We start from the raw sequence: 17,511 nt of genomic DNA, 5'->3' as shown, positions 1-17,511 counted from the left end.
TTCAGGTGATCTCCAGCTGACGAAGGCGGGTTTCGATCCGTTGCACGGCAAGGCTGGTCTGGCGTTGCAGGCCGCCGTTCCAACTGAGCAGGGGCGGGGCCTGGCGACCGAGTTTCATCGGACTGGCACCGCGCACCAACAGCACCAGTGTGCAATCCAGGTCGGGGCCGAAATACAGCGCGCTGAGACTGGCCAGCGCCGGATGGGCTTCACCGTCCGGCAGAAACCGCGCCGCCTGCGCCGAGGTCAGCGGGCCGAGGGTCAGGCGGATGCCGGCGTGTTCATCCCAGACCCGAGTGCCGGCCACCGCGTTGCGGCCCAGTTGCAGGTTGCGCCCGCCCGGTTGCAGGCGACTGCGACTGGCCGGTGGGATTTCCCGCCAGGCACCCTCATAGGCGCTGAGTTCTACCGGCAGTTCGAAGTGCTCGCGCACGATCGCGGCGAAGCCGGCCAGGGAGCGACGACCGTCGGCAAATAGCGCGCTGCACGCCAGTACCGCAGAGTCGGGTACGGCTTGGCGTTCCTGCAAGGCTTTGGGCAACAGCCCGGTCAGCGCCCGCAGTTGCGCCTGCACCGGCGACGCGCCGGGGGCGGTGAAGCCGACGGCGATCCGGTGTTTGCGCATCACCTTGTACAGCAGGCTGAGCAAGCGATGCTGGAACAGATCGAGGAACTCGGCCGGGGCATAGTCCTTGGCGCGGGCCCGTTGTTGCAGCCATTCCTGATAGGCGTAGGGCAGGGGGCCGTCCGGTCCGCCGAGGCCGAACACTGGCGTCGTGAGCGTCGGTGGCTGGTCAGCTTCCTGAGTCAGGCTTTCGATTTCGCTGGCGGAAAACAGCGGCGTCAATGGCCCGCGCAGGCGCAAGGCTTCCGCTTGGGGGGCGGTGCCGCTGCCCAGGGATTCGGCTTGCGGGTGTTCGCGCTCCAGCAGCAACAATGCTTGCAGCAATTGGAACGCCTGCGGATCGCGCCGCAGCTTCTGACTCAGGCTCAGAGGGACAGCGGCATGCCGGCTTGGGGTTGCCATGTCTTGACCTCCTTGTCTGACTGGACCAGAACCGTGCGCACGAAGCGATTGGCCGTGGCATAGAGTGAAAAGAACTGCGCCAGCACCGCGGAAAACAACACCGCGCTGCTGCCGACGAAATGCTGCGGATCGAGTTGCAGCTGAACCTCCAGCCCATTGCGCCAGCCGCGCCAGGCGTCTTCACCAACATGGGCGATCACCCGTTCGCAGCCGAGGCTTAACAAACCGTCGATTTGCCGCAAGGCGCTGGCCTCGTCACGCAGGTTGTGCAACTGCAGGATTTCCTTGAGGGCATCCAGCGCTTGCGGCCCCTCGACCAGTGACAAATGATTGAGGGTCAGTTGCGACACCAGCCGCCAACGGGATTCGCCATCCAGTCGCGGCAAACTCTGCGGGCTCGGCGGGTTGCGCAAACGGGCCCAGGCCACCGGCCCCGGTCGTTCGAAACCCAGGGGCGTGCCGGCCGGCAGGCTCTGGGCCAGATGCCGGTTGGTGCACAGCAGTTCGGCGGTGAGGCTGTATTCGCTGGCCTCGGTCAGCGGATCGAGCCGGGTGTCCACCAGGCTCACCATCAGGTCGGTGCCCAGCCGATTCGGGGTCATGCCGCTGACCCGTCGCGCATGCCAATAGCACTGTTTGTCGCCGCCGATATGCTGGCTGCCGTAATACGCCGGTACCCGTTGCACGCCCTGGCTTGAGCTGGCGCGCATGGCGCGGATGCTGTGGATCTCGACGCTGTTTTCCCGGTGACTGTCGGCGACCAGGCGATACTCGCTGCGGGTGCCGTCCGGGCGCAGGGGCTCCGAGGTTCGTGGAAACAGGTTGATCACCGGTGCGCAGCCCAGGGCGAAGTCGCTGGCCTGAAGGTGCAGGCGGTTGGCCGGGGCACGGTCAAACACGATGTACAGGTACAGCGTCTGGCTGTCGCTGGCGGCGCCGGCCAATGGAATGTCGAAGAAGTTGAATTTGTCCGGGAATGCAAAGTACTCGGCGAGCAGGCGCATGCCCGGATGCACACCATCCTCGTCCGGCAACAGCACTTCGTCGCTGGCAAAACCGACGATCTGCGGCAGCCCGGCCAGCATGACCGGCACGCTGCCGACCGGTCCGGCCAGCACCTTCACCGCGTGGGCACCGAGCAGGTCATACAGGCAGGCGTTGATCACCGGCGAGGCGGCCAAGTGCACGCGCAATTGTTTGATGGCCAGCGTCGCCCACTGGCTTTCACCGAGGCAACGCAGGCTCAGGCGCAGGGCCGAACGCGCCTGCGCCACACCGGTCAGGGCCTGGGCTTCGTCGCTGCCCAGCAGCAGCGCTTCGTTGATTTCCACCGGCCACAATCGAACCGCGGCGCTGGTGCGAAAGTGGATGCTCTCGCCTTTGCTGGTGGTCACGAACAGTGGTGTGTCCCGTGGCAATGGATAACCATCGTTCAAGTTGCCCTTGCTCGGGTCCGGCTCGAACTGCACGATCGCGCAGGACGGCAACGGCCGCATGGCCAACGGGTAAAGCTGTTCGAGCAAGGCGTCGCTGAACTCGGCATAGTCGTCATCGAGCCGCCGTTGCAAGCGTGCCGCGAGCAGGGCGAAACCTTCAAGTAGCCGCTCGACATGCGGGTCGGGGCATTCACCGGGGGACAGTTCCAGGCGTCTGGCGACCTTGGGATATCGCTCGGCAAAAATGCTCCCGGCGTGGCGCAGCCAGGTCAGTTCGCGTTGGTAGTAATCGAGCAGTTGCGGGTCAATCGAGTCGCTCATGACGCACCTCAAGGCCATGGCTGGCCTTCTCGATGACAAATGCCACGGGCCAGTGCTGCTGGCCGCTGCGCAACTCGCCCAGTAGCCGAATGCTCAGTTGCTGCGGATGGCCGGGGACCGGATTGACCTGGACCTCGCCCAGTTGCAGGCGCGGTTCGAAATGGCTGATGGCCTCGCGGATTTCCCGTGCCAACTGACGACGGTCATCGCTGCGCTGCTGTTGCAAGGCGGTCCAGTCAGCGATGCCGTAGTCGAGAATGCTCGGCGGGGAGGTCAGCGGACGTGAGCCGCGTCGGGTGTTGAACAGGCGCAGCAACTCCGTGTGCACCGAGTCGAGCAGCCCCTGGCGATCGAACACCTGCACGGTGTCGACCTCGCTGGCGGCGAGGCGCTCGAACAACGGTGGGAGCATGCCGGTGCCTGCCATGGCCGACGCGTCCGCTTACTTGACGAGCTTGTTGGCGGCCATGTCCCAGGTCGAGGCGGCCGTGCCTTCCTTGGTGCCGTCGTCTTTCTGGGCGGTGAGCTCCCACTTGATCTTGGTGAAGTTCAGGGAAATGGTTTCCACCGGTTTGCCACCCGTGCCGCCGCTGACGCTGACGTTGGACAGCACCACGTTGGTCAGGGTGTAGATGATGAACGGCATCAACTGACCGCTGCCTTCGGCGGCGTTACGGCCGATGGTGATCTTGGCTTCGGGGATCGGTTTGCCGGCGCAGCAATATTCGTTGAGGGAAGGCGTCGAGCTGTCGACGAACTTGGTCAGGGTGAACTCGCCGATGTGCGGCTTGCCGGAGGTGCGCTCCGAGTTACTGACGTCGTTGGTCACCTGCATGGCCACGTTGTGGCTGTAGGACATGACTTCGATCTTGTCCTTGTAACCCTCGAGCAAGCTATCGCCTTTGATGTCGCCGCCGAGGTCGAGAATGATTGCATCCATCGCATGAAACTCCTGAAGAAATTCAATTTAGACACGTGAACGGTTGCCGAACCCTTAACCTGTGGCGAGGGGGCTTGCCCCCGTTGGGCTGCGCAGCAGACCTAAAAGCAAGGGCCGCTGCGCGCCCCAACGGCGGCAAGCCCCCTCGCCACAGAGGTTTCACCGACTTTAGGCGGCTACCGGTGGCGGCAGGGTCGCGACCAGGCGGATCGACGCGGTCAGTTCCTCAAGCTGGAAGTGCGGCCGCAGGAACACCGTGGCTTTGTAGGCTCCCGGCTTGCCGGCGACTTCGGTCACGTCGACCCGGGCTTCACGCAACGGGTACTGCGCCTTGATCTCTTGCGGCGCGTTGTCGTTGATCAGCACGTAGTCGGCGATCCAGTTGTTGAGGTAGGTCTGCACGTTGTCGCGGGTCATGAAGCTGCCGACTTTGTCGCGCATGATCACCTTCAGGTAGTGCGCGAAACGCGAGGCCGCGAGCACGTACGGCAGCATCGCCGAAATCCGCGCGTTGGCATTCGCCTCGTTGGTGTTGTAGAGCTTGGACTTGTTGGTGGTCTGGCCGCCGAAGAACACCGCCACGTCGCTATTTTTCTTGTGGCACAGGGCGATGAAGCCGAGGTCGTTGAGTTCTTTCTCGCGACGGTCGGTGATCGCCACTTCGGTCGGGCATTTGAGCGACAGGTCGCCGGAGGTTGTACGGAAGGTATGGGCCGGCAGGCCTTCCACCGCACCGCCGCCTTCGGCACCGCGAATCGCCGCGCACCAGCCGTATTTGGCGAAGGCCTCGGTGATCCGTTGCGACAAGGCCCACGCGGCATTGCCCCACAGGTATTTGCCGTGGTCACTGCCATTGACGTCTTCGACGTAGTTGATGCCTTCCACCGGCGACGTGTCGGGACCGTAAGGCAGGCGCAGCAGGAAGTGCGGCAGCACCAGCGACACGTAGCGCGAATCTTCGCTTTCACGGAACGAGCGCCACTTGATCAGCTCCTGGCTCTCGAACACTTTCGACAGATCCCGTGGCACGGCCAGTTCAGTGAAGCTGTTCATGTCGAACAACCGAGGGCTCGCGGCGGCAATGAATGGCGCATGGGCGGCCGCCGCGACGTTCGACAGTTTCTCCAGCAGGCCGATGTCCTGCGGGTGCCGACCGAAGGTGTAGTCACCCACCAGCAGGCTGAACGGATGGCCACCGAAGGTGCCGTATTCCTCTTCGTAGATCTTCTTGAACAGCGCGCTCTGGTCGAACTCGACGGCTTTTTCCAGGTCGTTCTGCAGCTCTTTCTGGGTCACGTTGAGCAGGCGCAATTTCAGCCGGGAACTGGTCTCGGTGTTCTTAACCAACAAGTGCAGGCCGCGCCAGGAAGCTTCGAGTTTCTGCAGGTCCGGGTGGTGCAGCACTTCGTTCAGTTGAGCGCTGATCAGCTCGTCGATCTGGCTGATGCGGTCGTTGATCATCGCCACGGTGTCCTTGTCGACGGCCATGCCCTCATCGAGGACCTGGGTGGCGAATTCCGCGAGCATGTCGCGGGCGTAATCCTGTTGGCTGTCGTCATGGGCCATGCGGCCTTTGGCGATTATTTCATCGAGCAAGGACAAGGTCTCGGTCGTACTGTCACTGGCTTGGGTCTGGGCGGCGGATGAGGCGGGCATGGCAAAATTCTCCCTGGGTGGATGAGCGATCAGGCTTGCGGTTCAGCCGGTGCTTCGCTGTCGCCAGCAGGAGCGGGAGCGGCGGTGTCCGGACGAGCCGATTTGATCTCTTGCAGTCCCTCGGTGTTGGCAATGACGTCACGCAGCAGCTTGTCCAGATCATCGTTGCCATCGAGTTTGGTCAGCAGGTCGCGCAGACGCTGGCGAGCTTCGAACAGGCGCCGCAGGGGCGTGACTTGCTCGACCACCTTGACCGGATCGAAGTCATCGATGTGTTTGAAGTTGAGCTCGATGTTGAGCTTGCTGTCGTCGCCGCTGAGGGTGTTGTTGACCTGCAAGGTGGCGCGCGGGCCGATCGAGGCGAGGACTTCATTGAAGTTGTCGCGGTCGATTTCGGTGAAACGCCGTTCATTCAATTTCGGGAGTGGTTCGAGAGGCTTGCCGGAGAGGTCGGCAAGAATACCGACAACCAATGGCAATTCTTTCTTCTCGATCGCGTTGCCGATTTCGACGTCGTAGGTGATTTGCACACGGGGTGGGCGAACCCTGTCTAGCTTGTGCTGAGTACTTTCTGCCATGGTGGCTGACTCCGATGCATGAGGCGGGTGCAATGCATCGGGAGGCCCGTTTCATCGCATTCCCTTACTGGACCGTAGGTTAGAAAGGGAGGGCAGAGGACCTGTCATTCCTTTGACGAACCTTCCACATTCGTCGTGCCGACCGAACTACCCAAGACGCTAGAACAGGTCTATAAAAAAGCAAACGAAAAACGTTTTTGGACCGTGTCGAGAAAAGGAAAATTCATTTTGTACGCACGTCTTTTTTCTTTGCTTGTGCTCCTGTCGTTCGCCGGGTGTTCGTTGTTCGGGCCTCGCGTCGATCTCGATAGCCTGACGCTGGACGTCGCGCCCCGCGCCAACGACGACACGCCGATAGCGGTGGACTTCATTGCGGTGAACGACACGGATCTGCTCAAGCAATTGTCGGGCATCACCGCCCGCCAGTGGTTCGCCGAACGTGAGCAGTATCAGCGCGACTACCGACAGCTGATGACGGTCTGGGGACTGGAGCTGGTTCCGGGTCAATTCATCGACAAACAACCCTTCCCGCTGGGGGGCGAGCGGGCGGCTGGACTTTTAGTCTTCGCCAGCTATACCACTCCCGGAGCACACCGGTTGCGGCTGGACGATCAAAGCAACGCCTGGCTCAAGTTCGACAGTCGCGAGATGACACTGGTCAGCGACCACCCGAACTGAACACAAAATTGTGGCGAGGGGGCTCTGTGGCGAGGGGGCTTGTCGGAACGCAGCACCGCCCCGTTTGAGTGCGTAGCACTCACAAGATTGTTGGTGCATCAGCGATTTTGGGGCTGCTTCGCAACCCAACGGGGGCAAGCCCCCTCGCCACAGGATTGCTCCCACAGGGGCTGATGTTCAAGTCAGGCACCACATGAGGTCGAAAGGAGTCGTATGAGTCTGCTTCCTGACGCGGTTTGCTGGCATGAGGGCATGCAGTTGCTGCCCCAGCATTTTCAGTTGCAAGGGCTGCGGGCCGAGGCGTTGGTAGCGCATTTCGCCCAAGCATGTAATCCGTGGTTCTGGGGCGTGACCCGCGTTGAATTCGATCCCTCGGCACTGAGCGCCGGGCTGGTGCGCCTGCTCAATTTGCAGGCGACGTTGCCGGACGGTTTGCCGGTCAATTTGCAGGCCGGTGTCGGGCCGATGCTGGAGCTCGACGTCAGTGAGGCGATCGATGCCACGGACAATGCCACCGTCACCGTTTACCTGGCGGTCAGCCCGCTGTGGCGTGCCGGTCAGTTGCTGCCGCTCAAGGGGCGATTGCAGTCGGTGGTCGGCGATGCGCTGCCGGATCTCACCAGCGGCGAGTACCCTGAATCGATCACGGTGTGGCGTCCGAATCCGCGTTTGTGCACGCAACTGAACAAGGCCGATTCGGTCTGCTTGCCGCTGCTGAGGATTCGCAAGGAAGGTGGCGGCTTTCTTGCGTTGCCTTACACACCGCCGACGCCGTGCCTGTTGCCCGAGTCGGTGGTGGGCCGGCGCGTGGCGGGACTGTGCGCCAGGGCGCGGGAGAAATGCATGTTCCTCGCCGGTCGTTTGCGCCAGGCGCAGCAGGCCGGCAATCAGGACGATGCGATGGAAATTCGGCGTCAGTTGACGGCGCTGTGGGCGCGACTGCCGGAAGTCGAAGGTCTGCTGAACAGTCGCGTGGCCACGCCGCAGGCGCTGTATGGCTTGCTGCTCGGGTTGGCCGGAGCCTGGTCGGCGCTCGATCCATTGGCGGGTGTTCCGGCGTTCGCCCCGCTGGATTTTCTGGAGTTGCAGCGCGGCTACGAAGCGGTGCTCGACTGGCTGGAAAAGACCCTCGAACTGATCCGCGCCGGCTATCGCAGCCTGGCGTTCGAGCGCAACGAACAATCCTTCTCGATTCAATTGCCCGACGACCAGCCGAGCCAACGGCTGGTCATCGGTTTGCGCATGCCCAATGGCGCCAGCGAGCAGGCCGCCAGCGAATGGCTGAGCGGCGCGATCATCGCCTCGCAGCCGCACATCCCGTTGCTCAGCCGCCAGCGCATGAGCGGTTTGTCCCATCAGGCCATGAGTCGCAATGAGCAAGTGGCCTACGGCGTCGGTGACGATACGCGGTTGTTCGTGGTGACGGCCGAAGGCCAATGGTTCGACGGGCAGTTGCCGTTACTGATTGCCGCACCGGCTTCCAGGCTGGCCAGCAGTCCATGGCAAGTGGTGTTGTTTGTGGCCCAGGCGAGTGAGAGTGCTTGATCGAGGAAGGAACGTCATATGTCTGAGGGGAATGCCGGGACAGGTACACGAGGCCTGAACGAAGCGCCGCTGAGCAGCGCTTTTCGCCAGGCCTGGCAGCAATGGTCCCAGGACTGGAGCCAGTTGCCCAAGGACAGCGAAGACGAAGCGCTGGTGGAAGCGGTGGTCGAACTCTCCACGCAAATCTCCCAACGCCTCTGGCGAACGGCCTTCGCCAAAGTCGGTGACGCCGCCACTGAACAAGTCAAAGCGCTGGTCTATGCCTTTGTCGCGCTGGTCGATGAAACCTTGCTGTTCACGTCGTGGCCGGGCCAGTCCACTTGGCAGGAAAAACCCCTGGAATCGCGAATGTACGCCAGCCGTCAGGCCGGCGAACGTATACCGTTGGCGATCAAGGAACTGCTGGATGAGCAGCTTCCCACCACGCGCGATCTGGCCAATGTCTATTTGCAGTGCCTGGTACTGGGTTTTCAAGGGCGTCTGCGGGGCGAACAGAATCAGGCCCAGCATGAAAAATGGCGCCTGGCGCTGTTCACCTTTGCCTGGCAGCACGAGGCGGGTTATGCCGACGTCAGTGCCCGGCTCGAACAACCTTCAGCGGTGACGCCGCTGCAATTGCCGGTGCGTCTTTCGTTGCCCGATGGCTTTCGCCTGGGGTTGGGAATTCTTGCCGTGGTCCTGCTGCTGACCGGGTTGGGGCAGTTGTTCTGGCGTGACATTCGCCAGGAGCTCGAACCGGTCTTGCAACTGACCGATTCGGTGGCCACCTCGGAGCAAGACTCATGAGCACGCTGGGGATTATCGGCCTGATCATCGTCGTGCTGTTGGTGCTGGCGATTGTCGCCGTGGCGGTCTGGTGGTTGCGCACGCAAAGCGGCGCGGCGATCCGCAGTTTTTACCTGGCGGTGCGGCAGATGGAGCAGGAGCAGGGCACCCGGGATCGCTACCAGATTCCCTGGCTGCTGTTGCTCGGCAACGAGACTCAGGGCACGCAGTTGTGCACCCAGTGGCGCTTGCAGCCCACCGACAAACCAAGCTGGTTCGGTCGCTGGTGGTCGGACCCCGAAGGTGCCGTATTGGTGGTGCCCCAGGCGCTGTTTTTGCCGGATGAAGGCATGCACCTGCAACGGGGTGGCTGGTGGCGCTTGCTGGGGTTGATCCTGCGCTTGCGCAGTCAGCGTCCGCTGGACGGCGTGATCTGGACGGTGCCGATCAGTCGGCTGGGCAATGCCGAGCAGGCGGCGGCCCTCGGCCTGGCGGCGCGTCGACGTTTTATCGATCTATTGCAGCGCTTCGGTTTGAGCCTGCCGGTGTACGTGGTCGTTACCGGCATGGAAGAGTTGCCGGGTTTTCAGGAGTTGATTAGCGCGCTGCCGGTCGAGGCGCGCGAACGTACGCTCGGTTGGTCCTCACCCTACGGGCCTGATGCGGTGTGGCAGGCGCAATGGAGCGATCAGGCGCTGGATCAGGTCAATCGGGCCCTGGCGGAATCGATCATCGAAATCGGCGCTTTGTCCGGGCAGTTGAGCGTCGATCTGTACGGCTTGCCGGAACGCTTCGAAGCCTTGCGGCGCAATCTGCAATCCTTGCTGGAACCGGTTTTCCAGGGTAATGCGCAAGGCGAGGCGCCACGTTTTCGCGGTGTCTATTTCACCGCCAACCAGCCCTCGGACGACAGCGCCGACGGGTTTTCGGCCTACGACACCGGCTTGCAGCAGAGCGCTTTCGCCCGGCAACTGTGGCAGCGGCGGATGGTTGCCGAACGCGGTCTGGCTCAGGTGGTGCCGCGTCTGTTACGCCTGCGTCAGCGCTGGCAGCGCGTGACCGGTGGGGTGGCGCTGGTGGTCGCGCTGCTCTGGGGCGCTGGCATGCTGTGGGTGTGGCAGGACTCGGAAAAGGATGCCCATGAGTTGTCGCGCCTGATGCAAGGGGCGCAGAAAAATTACGTGGCGGTCACGGATGAATCTCATCGGCGGGAGGCGACCCGGCGCAACGTCCAGGGTTTCTGGCGGGTGCTGGAGAAGGCGCAGCGCTGGCGCTTCACCTCGGTGGTGTTTCCGACCTCCTGGTTCTCCTCGCTGGATGCGCAGTTGGAGAACGAATTGCGCCTGACCGCACATAGTCACTTGTTGTTGCCGCTGCGCGATCTGTTGAGCGCGGATCTGGCGCAACTCAAGACCATTCGCAACACCGAACGACGGGGCAACGTCGAAAGCGAAGACCCGGCCCAATGGCAAAACTACGTCAAGGCCACGGAGCTGGTCGAGCGTGCGGTGAGTCTGGAGCAGCAGAACCAGTGGTTCAGTCAGGCGCTGAACAACACCAAGGCGCCGCTCGAAGACCTGGTGTTGCTGAGCAACAACGCCCTGTCGCTGAACCTCAACGCTGGCACGTTGCACCGCGCCGGTTTTTACAACCGGGCGCTGCTGGATGTCGACAACAGTGAGTTGAAGCCACTTGACCTGACCGTCGAGCGCGCGCAGATCGAGGAAAACTTCCTCGGGCTCATGGAGCGCTGGCTGGACCAGTATTTCCTTGCCGATAACTTTGTCCGCCAGGCCGGTTATCTGAGATTGCACCTGGAGCGGCTGGAGGCCGGCAGCGGCAATTCCCTCACCGAGCTGGAAGATCTGCGGGCGTTGATCGACGACCTGCAAGCGCTGGTCGGCTTGACCAACTCGGCGTGGAGCCGGGGCAAGGGACAGGATCTGGTGCCCGGCTACCGGGCGATGATGGACAAGGTGCGCCAAAGCACATTGCTTGGCCCGCAGGTCGAACAGCAACTGGATCAACAGGCGTCGAAGTTGCAGCAGAGCTTTCGTGACCAGTGGATCACCCAGGCCGGGGCCAGGGACAATTTGCTGATTCAGCAAGGCAGCGGGCAACTGGTCTTGCAGGAGCATGTGGTGCAGTTGAACAACGCGGTGCAGGCACTGTTCAAGCGTGATTTCGTCGCCATCGCCTTGCAGGCGGATCAGTCCGACGTCCCGGATGGACAGGGGCGCGGTGTTGATGGCGACGACCTCGACAGTGCGCTGAACTACTTCGCCAGTTACAAGAGTTATGCCGCCGAAGAGCTGCCGCGCATCCCCCCGGCGTATCGTGGCGCGTTGCTGCAAGCGGCCGAAGGCGCGGTGGTCAAGGCCATGTTGTCGAGCCTGCGCGAGCACAATGCGCAGGTCCACAGTGGTGTCTTCAATGTGCAGGCCTCTCAGGCGATTGCCTTGCAAAAGGCCTTTGTCGAGGTGCGCCGCAGCGATCTGGCCACACGTTTGCAAACCGCTTTGAACCGCCGCGCCCTGGCCGACATCGTCAGTGGCCTCGATGAAATCGTCGCCCAGCCTCTGTTCAGCGGGCGCACCGAAATCAGCCAGTGGGACGGCTCGAAGAACTTCGGCCTGCAACTGTACGGCGCCAATGACGTGCAGGATCTGAAACTGAGCCTCAAGCAGCAGTTCAACACCATGCTCGGCATCACCGAACGCCGCACTTCGGCGCTGGAATGGCTGAAAGTCCAGCAACAGAACCTCTCGGCGCTGGATTACGAACGGGTGACGCAGTTCAGTGCGCTCAACGATGAACTGCTCAAATACAAAGAACAGAACCCCGCCAGTTCGCCAGCGCAGATCGAGCAGTTGGTGAGCCGCGACTTCATCGAAATGGACGTCGCGTCCTGCGGCCAGATTCTGCAAACCGCCAATCTGTCGGGCGGGCGCGGAACCTTGGCATTGCGCGCCGTGGATCTGCAACAAACCGCCATGCAACGCTGCCAGTTCCTGCAACAGCAGCAGGCGGCGGCGGCCTGGAATGAGCTGGCCAATTATTTCAACCAGTACCTGGCAGAGCGCTTTCCGTTTGCCAATGGCTTGCAGGCCAGCGACGCCGACCCGGCCCGGGTCCAGCATTTGCTGGAGCTGATCGACAAGCGTTTGCCGGTGGCGCAGGCCGGATTGGCTCTGAGCCAGACCCCGGAACGCCTGGCCGCCGAGGACTTTCTCAATCGTCTGAAGCAAGCCAGTACCTGGCTGGGGCCGATGTTCGTGCGCGACAAGAGCGGCGTGCTGGGGGTGGAGATGGATGTGCGCTGGCGCACCGATCGGGAGGAAGAGCGTGGCGCCGATCAGGTGATTGCCTGGGGCTTGAACGCCGGCAATCAACAGATCAGTTACCCCGGCGAGGCTCAGCAGAACCTGCGCTGGATGGTCGGCCAACCAGTCCGGCTGACCTTGCGTTGGGCCAGAAATGGCTATCAACGTCCGGCCAACGATCCGTTGCAGCCGAGCCTGGTAGTGCGGGATCTAGAAGCGGGTTGGGAGTACAGCGGTCCATGGTCGCTGTTGCGCTTGATGCGTTCGCACATGTCGGTGCAACGCCAACCCAGCATGGACTACACGGATTTTCCGTTGACCTTGCGCCTGCCCGTGACCACGCAGGCCAGCGCAGCGGAGCAAACCCTGATGTTTGTGCGCCTGTCGTTGATGACCCAGGGCTCGAAATTGCCGTTGTCCATCCAGCCCTTGCCGACCCGGGCTCCGCGTTCACCGTTCCTGGTGACGCGCTCAACCGCGGCGATTGAATCCCATGAGGAGGAGGGCCTGTGAATCAACCATCAACACCGTTGCCGGAACTGATTGCGCAACTGCTCGAACCGATCAGCAAGGAGGCGCCTTGTGGTCAGGATTTGCGTTATGAACCCGAGTTCGACCGGTTGCGCGAATTGCGCCGCGAGGATGACACCAGTTTGCCGACGGGGGTGTGGCAGTCGTCGATCAAGCGCGCCCAGTGGCCGGAGCTGGAAAAACTGGCCACGAGCCTGCTGCTCGAACGCAGCAAGGATTTGATGCTCAGCGCCTGGCTGGGGGAGGCCTGGCTGCATCAGGACGGGCTCGATGGGTTGCCGGGCAGCCTGGCGCTGGTGGCCGGGTTGTGCGAACGCTATCCCGAACACCTGCACCCACAGGCTGAGGATGGCGACCTGTCGTGGCGAGTGATACCGCTGGAATGGTTGGCTCGACGCTACGCTGAAGTGTTGCTGACCCGAGTGCCATTGTTCGAACCGCACAACCACGAATTCGATGGGTTCTGTCTGGACGCCTGGCGCCGGTTGCAGTTGCAACAGGTGCAGGGCAGCGACAGTAAAGCGGCCAAGACCTCGGCCGAGAACGCGCGCAACGAACAGAAAAAAATCACCGAACAGATTCGCGCCACACCGTTGTCATTCTGGTTGCGCAGCCAGGGCAGTCTGCTGCTCAGCCAGCAGCACTTGCAGCGGCTGGAGGTGTGGAGCGACGCTTTTCTCGGAAATCAGGCCCCAGGCTTCAAGGCGCTGCAGGACGTGATCGACGCATTGTTGACGCTGGTTCAGGAGTTTATCGCCATGCATCCACGAAAACCGACCCCGGCGCCTCCGGTCGAAACGCCAGTGGTGGCTGCATCGAGCCCCAGCCCGACCGCCGCGCCTGAAGTCCTTGCAGTGCCCCAGGTGTTCAGCGAACCGGCGAATCGTGAAGAGGCGTACCGGCAGTTGCTGCTGATCGCCGAGTACCTGGCGCGCACCGAACCCCACAGCCCGGTGCCCTATCTGATCAAGCGGGGAGTGGAGTGGGGCAACAAACCCCTGAGCGAGCTGCTGGGCGAACTGATCAGCGCCGATGCCGAATCCCGACGACTCTGGACACTGTTGGGCGTTCTTTAGTGATTGAGTCGGGTGGTTGTCGACGGTGGCGGCAACGCAATGGGCGTCAGTACCGGTTGACCGGAAAAAAACGCCGTCAGGTTTTTGCCGGCCAGTTCGACGGTGCCTTGGGTGGCCTCCGGGGACAATCCGGCGACATGCGGCGTCAGAATCACGTTGGCCAGCCCCTTGAGGGCGTCCGGTACCTGGGGTTCGTGGTCGAAGACATCCAGCGCAGCACCGGCGATCCGCCGCTGTTCGAGCGCGGTGATCAGGTCTGCCGTGACAACCACACTGGCTCGGGCGATGTTGACGAGGAATCCGTTGGGCCCCAGGGCGTCGAGCACTTGCCGGTTGATCAGGTGTTGGGTGCCGATCCCGCCCGGGGTGGCAACTATCAGAAAGTCTGATTGGCGTGCCAGCTCGGTAGGCGTCGAGCAATAGCTGTACGGCACATCGCTGCGATGCTGGCGGTTGTGGTAACTCACTCTCATATCGAAGCCGTTGGCGGCACGTTTGGCGATAGCGAGGCCAACGGCACCGAGGCCGAGAATGCCTATGTGTTTGCCGGCCAGCGAAGGACGCATGATTTTCGGCCACTCGCCCCGACGGACGGCAGCATCTGCCCGAGGGATGTCACGAACCAGTGCCAGCAGCAACGCCATGGCGTGATCGGCAACGGAGGAGGCATTGACGCCGGCGCCGTTGGTGACAGTGATGCCCCGGTTGACGGCGGCCTGCAGGTCGACGTGTTCGTAACCGGCGCCGATCACGCAAATGATCTTGAGGTTGGGCAGGGCGGCGATTTCATTGGCATACAGGCCCAACGGGCCACGCGTCAGCACCGCATCGATCTGGCTGCCCTGGCGGGCAATGGCGGCAGCGCGCTCGGCCGGGGTTGGGGCCAGGATCAAATGAAACCCTTGATGTTCGAGAATCGGCAGGTATTCATTGATGGTTTCAACCAGTACCAGAACGGTTGCGGTCATGCTGGGCTCCTGTGGGCAGCGGAGTGTCGGGGCTCGAACGTCGCGTCAGATTGCTGACTCCAGAGCAGATTGGCAATGGTCCGAGATCATAGGCTATTGGTTGGCAAGCACCTGTGCAGGCGTTGGCGATACCGGCGAGCTTCTTAGATACAACACTAGATCAGTGCGCGGCAGGTGGAGAGGATTTGTCCGCGATGAAATTGCCGTAGCAGCTGTCGAGCCTGCGAGGCTGCATTCGGGTGTAGCAGCTGTCGAGCTTGCGAGGCTGCGTTCGGCTGCGCAGCAGTCGTAAAATCAGGCACTGCGGTCCGTCAGGCACACCGTACATTCAGGGTTTACTAAAGCGTGTCAGAAAACGACACATCGCATACCAACTGCCGACAGTTATTTTTCTAAAAGCGACAGGCCTTTGATCTGCTCCGCACAACCATTGCTCAGCTAAGCCTTTGCTTCTGCTCGTTTATCGCGGAGAATCCCGCCCCTGTTTCGGCCGGAGCATGTCTGTCGGTTTTTTCCGACGCGTCCTGACCGAGTGGCAAGTGACCGGAAAGCGGAGATCCGACCGGATGAATGATCAGGCCAATAGCGTCGACGAACGCTATGTAGCGGCGACACCAGCGAGCCTCGAAAGCTGGAATCGCCATGACACCACCTGGATGCTGGGCCTGTTTGGCACGGCAATCGGGGCCGGTACCCTGTTTTTACCCATCAACGCGGGGCTGGGCGGCTTTTGGCCGTTGCTGATCCTGGCATTGCTGGCGTTCCCCATGACGTTTTACGCACACCGTGGCCTGACCCGCTTTGTGCTGTCCGGTCGTGAAGGTGCAGACATCACCGAAGTGGTGGAAGAACATTTCGGCATTAAGGCCGGCGCGCTGATCACCTTGTTGTATTTCTTCGCGATCTTCCCGATCCTGCTGATCTACAGTGTGGCCCTGACCAACACCGTGGGCAGTTTCCTCGAACATCAGCTGCACATCATGCCGCCACCGCGCGCCGTGCTGTCGTTCGTGCTGATTCTCGGCCTGCTGGCGGTGGTGCGTTGCGGTGAGCAGGTGATCGTCAAGGCCATGAGCCTGATGGTGTATCCGTTCATCGTCGCGCTGCTGTTCCTGGCGGTGTTCCTGATTCCTCACTGGAATGGCGGCATCCTCAGCACCGCGTCCACGCTGCCTGAGTCGTCGGCGCTGCTGCACACCCTGTGGCTGGCGATTCCGGTGATGGTGTTCTCGTTCAACCATTCGCCGATCATTTCGGCGTTCGCGGTGGACCAGAAACGTCGCTACGGCACTCATGCTCAAGAGCGCAGCTCGCAGATCCTGTCCCGCGCCCACCTCTTGATGGTGGTGATGGTGCTGTTCTTCGTCTTCAGCTGCGTGCTGACCCTGTCGCCGGCGCAACTGGCGGAAGCCAAGGCGCAGAACCTGTCGATCCTGTCGTACCTGGCCAACCACTTCAGCAACCCGACCATCGCCTTCGCGGCGCCGTTGATTGCCTTCGTGGCTATTTCCAAGTCATTCCTGGGCCACTACATCGGCGCCAGCGAAGGCTTGAAGGGTTTGATCGTCAAGAGCGGCAAACGCCCGGCGCCGAAGACCCTGGACCGTATCGTCGCCGCGTTCATGCTGGTGGTCTGCTGGATCGTCGCGACCCTGAACCCGAGCATTCTCGGCATGATCGAAACTCTCGGTGGCCCGGTCATCGCGGCGATTCTGTTCCTGATGCCGATGTACGCGATCCGTAAGGTGCCGGCAATGGCGCGTTACCGTGGCCAAGCCTCCAACGTCTTCGTGACGCTGGTGGGCCTGGTGGCCATTTCGGCGTTGATCTACTCGCTCACCGCCTGAAGCAGCGGGCGATCAATCGGGGCTGCCCCGGTTGATCGCCCCCTTCGAATGCCTGGCCAGACGACCTTTGGTTCGCTGGCGGCAATGCTCGATAGCCGCAACGGCTTTTTCGCAGGCCTTGCACAATGTGGCCGGCGCAGTGGCTTGCTGCGGTGCGAACCATTCGGGGCAGAAGCTGATCACGCCGTCCGGCGAGTGCATCCATTGACTGACAACATGTTGAACCGTCCCGCCCAGTCCCTTTCTGGCTCGTAACGCGTTGAGCTGTGGCGCACAGAGTTGGTCCAGCATCAGCCGGTGGGTCTCGCGCAAGAACGGTGAAATCTGTACCGAAAGGTAGGCAATGCCGAACTTCTCCCGGGCCACACGTGCGCCCAACGCCCAAAATGAGCCCACCACCACGATATCCTCATGGCGCCGCGCTGCGATGTAGTCATAGGTCGGTTCGAGCAGGTGCGAGACCGCGTTCCACTGCTCTGCCAAAGCGCTTTTCGAGTCTCGCGGGCGGGGCGTGTCGTCGCAGCTTTGCTGGCCTAACGGCTCGAATTCCAGCCCGTACTGTTCGACGGTGGCTTTGAACGCCGGCAGGCTGCACAAGGTCGCGCGATGACCGCGCAGGTTCAGCGCATTGGCCAGGCCAATGAAGGGGAAAACGTCACCGGGCGAACCGATGGCGATCAAGATGACCCGCATGACTCCTCCTTGAGATAAGGCCCGTGGGGCCTCGTGGCACGCCGTCCTGGTGCCGACATCAGGCAAAGATAGCTGGGTAATTGGCGTCAGGCATAAAAAAAACGCCGCTCATCTCACGATGGGCGGC

Annotated in this window: 14 protein-coding genes; 6 read left to right on the top strand and 8 right to left on the bottom strand. The window is 62.0% G+C overall.

Translation table 11 applies throughout. The features are described 5' to 3' along the window. Window position 1 precedes the first annotated feature (1 nt). The 6 genes from tssG to tssB all read right to left on the bottom strand — a co-directional run bounded on the left by tssG (window position 2) and on the right by tssB (window position 5,958). The gene (gene tssG, locus AC1RL4_RS26360; RefSeq protein WP_019579361.1) at window positions 2-1,027 is read right to left on the bottom strand and encodes a type VI secretion system baseplate subunit TssG; all 1,026 of its coding nucleotides are present in this window, start codon (window positions 1,025-1,027) and stop codon (window positions 2-4) included. After that, the gene (gene tssF / locus AC1RL4_RS26355) at window positions 991-2,784 is read right to left on the bottom strand and encodes a type VI secretion system baseplate subunit TssF (protein ID WP_019579360.1); all 1,794 of its coding nucleotides are present in this window, start codon (window positions 2,782-2,784) and stop codon (window positions 991-993) included. The genes tssG and tssF overlap by 37 nt, the downstream gene beginning before the upstream one ends. Then, window positions 2,768-3,211: a type VI secretion system baseplate subunit TssE gene (gene tssE, locus AC1RL4_RS26350; RefSeq protein ID WP_019579359.1), complete on the bottom strand. Its 444-nt coding sequence runs from the start codon at window positions 3,209-3,211 to the stop codon at window positions 2,768-2,770. The genes tssF and tssE overlap by 17 nt, the downstream gene beginning before the upstream one ends. A gap of 15 nt (window positions 3,212-3,226) precedes the next feature. Further along, window positions 3,227-3,724, bottom strand: coding sequence for an Hcp family type VI secretion system effector (locus tag AC1RL4_RS26345; RefSeq protein ID WP_007937704.1), 498 nt, complete (start codon window positions 3,722-3,724; stop codon window positions 3,227-3,229). A gap of 168 nt (window positions 3,725-3,892) precedes the next feature. Further along, window positions 3,893-5,380: a type VI secretion system contractile sheath large subunit gene (tssC, locus tag AC1RL4_RS26340; RefSeq protein ID WP_349747298.1), complete on the bottom strand. Its 1,488-nt coding sequence runs from the start codon at window positions 5,378-5,380 to the stop codon at window positions 3,893-3,895. Between the two features lie 29 nt (window positions 5,381-5,409). Beyond that, window positions 5,410-5,958, bottom strand: a complete 549-nt coding sequence (gene tssB / locus AC1RL4_RS26335) for a type VI secretion system contractile sheath small subunit (RefSeq protein ID WP_026331704.1) — start codon at window positions 5,956-5,958, stop codon at window positions 5,410-5,412. Window positions 5,959-6,186: 228 nt separating this feature from the next. On the opposite strand from tssB, the gene AC1RL4_RS26330 reads away from it, so the two are divergent. The 5 genes from AC1RL4_RS26330 (at window position 6,187) to tssA (ending at window position 13,876) form a co-directional block, all read left to right on the top strand. Further along, window positions 6,187-6,636 carry a type VI secretion protein gene (locus tag AC1RL4_RS26330; RefSeq protein ID WP_230172529.1) on the top strand — a complete coding sequence of 150 codons (450 nt, stop codon included), beginning with the start codon at window positions 6,187-6,189 and terminating at the stop codon, window positions 6,634-6,636. 213 nt (window positions 6,637-6,849) lie between these two features. Continuing rightward, the gene (tssK, locus tag AC1RL4_RS26325; protein WP_019579355.1) at window positions 6,850-8,181 is read left to right on the top strand and encodes a type VI secretion system baseplate subunit TssK; all 1,332 of its coding nucleotides are present in this window, start codon (window positions 6,850-6,852) and stop codon (window positions 8,179-8,181) included. Between the two features lie 18 nt (window positions 8,182-8,199). Then, window positions 8,200-8,967 (top strand): DotU family type IV/VI secretion system protein, encoded by a 768-nt coding sequence (locus AC1RL4_RS26320; RefSeq protein WP_230172530.1) that lies wholly within the window; start codon window positions 8,200-8,202, stop codon window positions 8,965-8,967. Beyond that, window positions 8,964-12,782, top strand: coding sequence for a type VI secretion system protein (locus AC1RL4_RS26315; RefSeq protein WP_230172532.1), 3,819 nt, complete (start codon window positions 8,964-8,966; stop codon window positions 12,780-12,782). Before AC1RL4_RS26320 ends, AC1RL4_RS26315 begins: the two co-directional genes overlap by 4 nt. Next, the gene (gene tssA, locus AC1RL4_RS26310) at window positions 12,779-13,876 is read left to right on the top strand and encodes a type VI secretion system protein TssA (RefSeq protein WP_018929657.1); all 1,098 of its coding nucleotides are present in this window, start codon (window positions 12,779-12,781) and stop codon (window positions 13,874-13,876) included. Before AC1RL4_RS26315 ends, tssA begins: the two co-directional genes overlap by 4 nt. On the opposite strand, the gene AC1RL4_RS26305 is transcribed toward tssA, so the two are convergent. Further along, on the bottom strand, window positions 13,873-14,844 hold the full coding sequence (locus tag AC1RL4_RS26305) for a 2-hydroxyacid dehydrogenase (protein ID WP_018929656.1): 972 nt from the start codon (window positions 14,842-14,844) through the stop codon (window positions 13,873-13,875). The genes tssA and AC1RL4_RS26305 overlap by 4 nt on opposite strands. 566 nt (window positions 14,845-15,410) lie before the next feature. Between AC1RL4_RS26305 and AC1RL4_RS26300 the strand changes: the two genes are divergently transcribed. After that, window positions 15,411-16,691, top strand: coding sequence for a serine/threonine transporter (locus tag AC1RL4_RS26300; protein ID WP_019579351.1), 1,281 nt, complete (start codon window positions 15,411-15,413; stop codon window positions 16,689-16,691). A gap of 12 nt (window positions 16,692-16,703) precedes the next feature. On the opposite strand, the gene AC1RL4_RS26295 is transcribed toward AC1RL4_RS26300, so the two are convergent. After that, a complete protein-coding gene (locus AC1RL4_RS26295; protein WP_050438312.1) occupies window positions 16,704-17,384 on the bottom strand; it encodes a glycosyltransferase in 681 nt (226 codons plus the stop codon). Window positions 17,385-17,511: the final 127 nt, after the last annotated feature.

The sequence above is a fragment of the Pseudomonas sp. GW822-FHT07A10 genome (assembly GCF_058798795.1).
This window is presented reverse-complemented; position numbering and strand designations above follow the sequence as displayed.

Excerpts from the sequence above, each read along its gene's own strand:
- tssG (WP_019579361.1), bottom strand. The coding sequence starts at position 1,027 with ATGGCAACCCCAAGCCGGCATGCCGCTGTCCCTCTGAGCCTGAGTCAG.
- tssF (WP_019579360.1), bottom strand. The coding sequence starts at position 2,784 with ATGAGCGACTCGATTGACCCGCAACTGCTCGATTACTACCAACGCGAA.
- tssE (WP_019579359.1), bottom strand. The coding sequence starts at position 3,211 with ATGGCAGGCACCGGCATGCTCCCACCGTTGTTCGAGCGCCTCGCCGCC.
- AC1RL4_RS26345 (WP_007937704.1), bottom strand. The coding sequence starts at position 3,724 with ATGGATGCAATCATTCTCGACCTCGGCGGCGACATCAAAGGCGATAGC.
- tssC (WP_349747298.1), bottom strand. The coding sequence starts at position 5,380 with ATGCCCGCCTCATCCGCCGCCCAGACCCAAGCCAGTGACAGTACGACC.
- tssB (WP_026331704.1), bottom strand. The coding sequence starts at position 5,958 with ATGGCAGAAAGTACTCAGCACAAGCTAGACAGGGTTCGCCCACCCCGT.
- tssK (WP_019579355.1), top strand. The coding sequence starts at position 6,850 with ATGAGTCTGCTTCCTGACGCGGTTTGCTGGCATGAGGGCATGCAGTTG.
- AC1RL4_RS26320 (WP_230172530.1), top strand. The coding sequence starts at position 8,200 with ATGTCTGAGGGGAATGCCGGGACAGGTACACGAGGCCTGAACGAAGCG.
- AC1RL4_RS26315 (WP_230172532.1), top strand. The coding sequence starts at position 8,964 with ATGAGCACGCTGGGGATTATCGGCCTGATCATCGTCGTGCTGTTGGTG.
- AC1RL4_RS26305 (WP_018929656.1), bottom strand. The coding sequence starts at position 14,844 with ATGACCGCAACCGTTCTGGTACTGGTTGAAACCATCAATGAATACCTG.
- AC1RL4_RS26300 (WP_019579351.1), top strand. The coding sequence starts at position 15,411 with ATGAATGATCAGGCCAATAGCGTCGACGAACGCTATGTAGCGGCGACA.
- AC1RL4_RS26295 (WP_050438312.1), bottom strand. The coding sequence starts at position 17,384 with ATGCGGGTCATCTTGATCGCCATCGGTTCGCCCGGTGACGTTTTCCCC.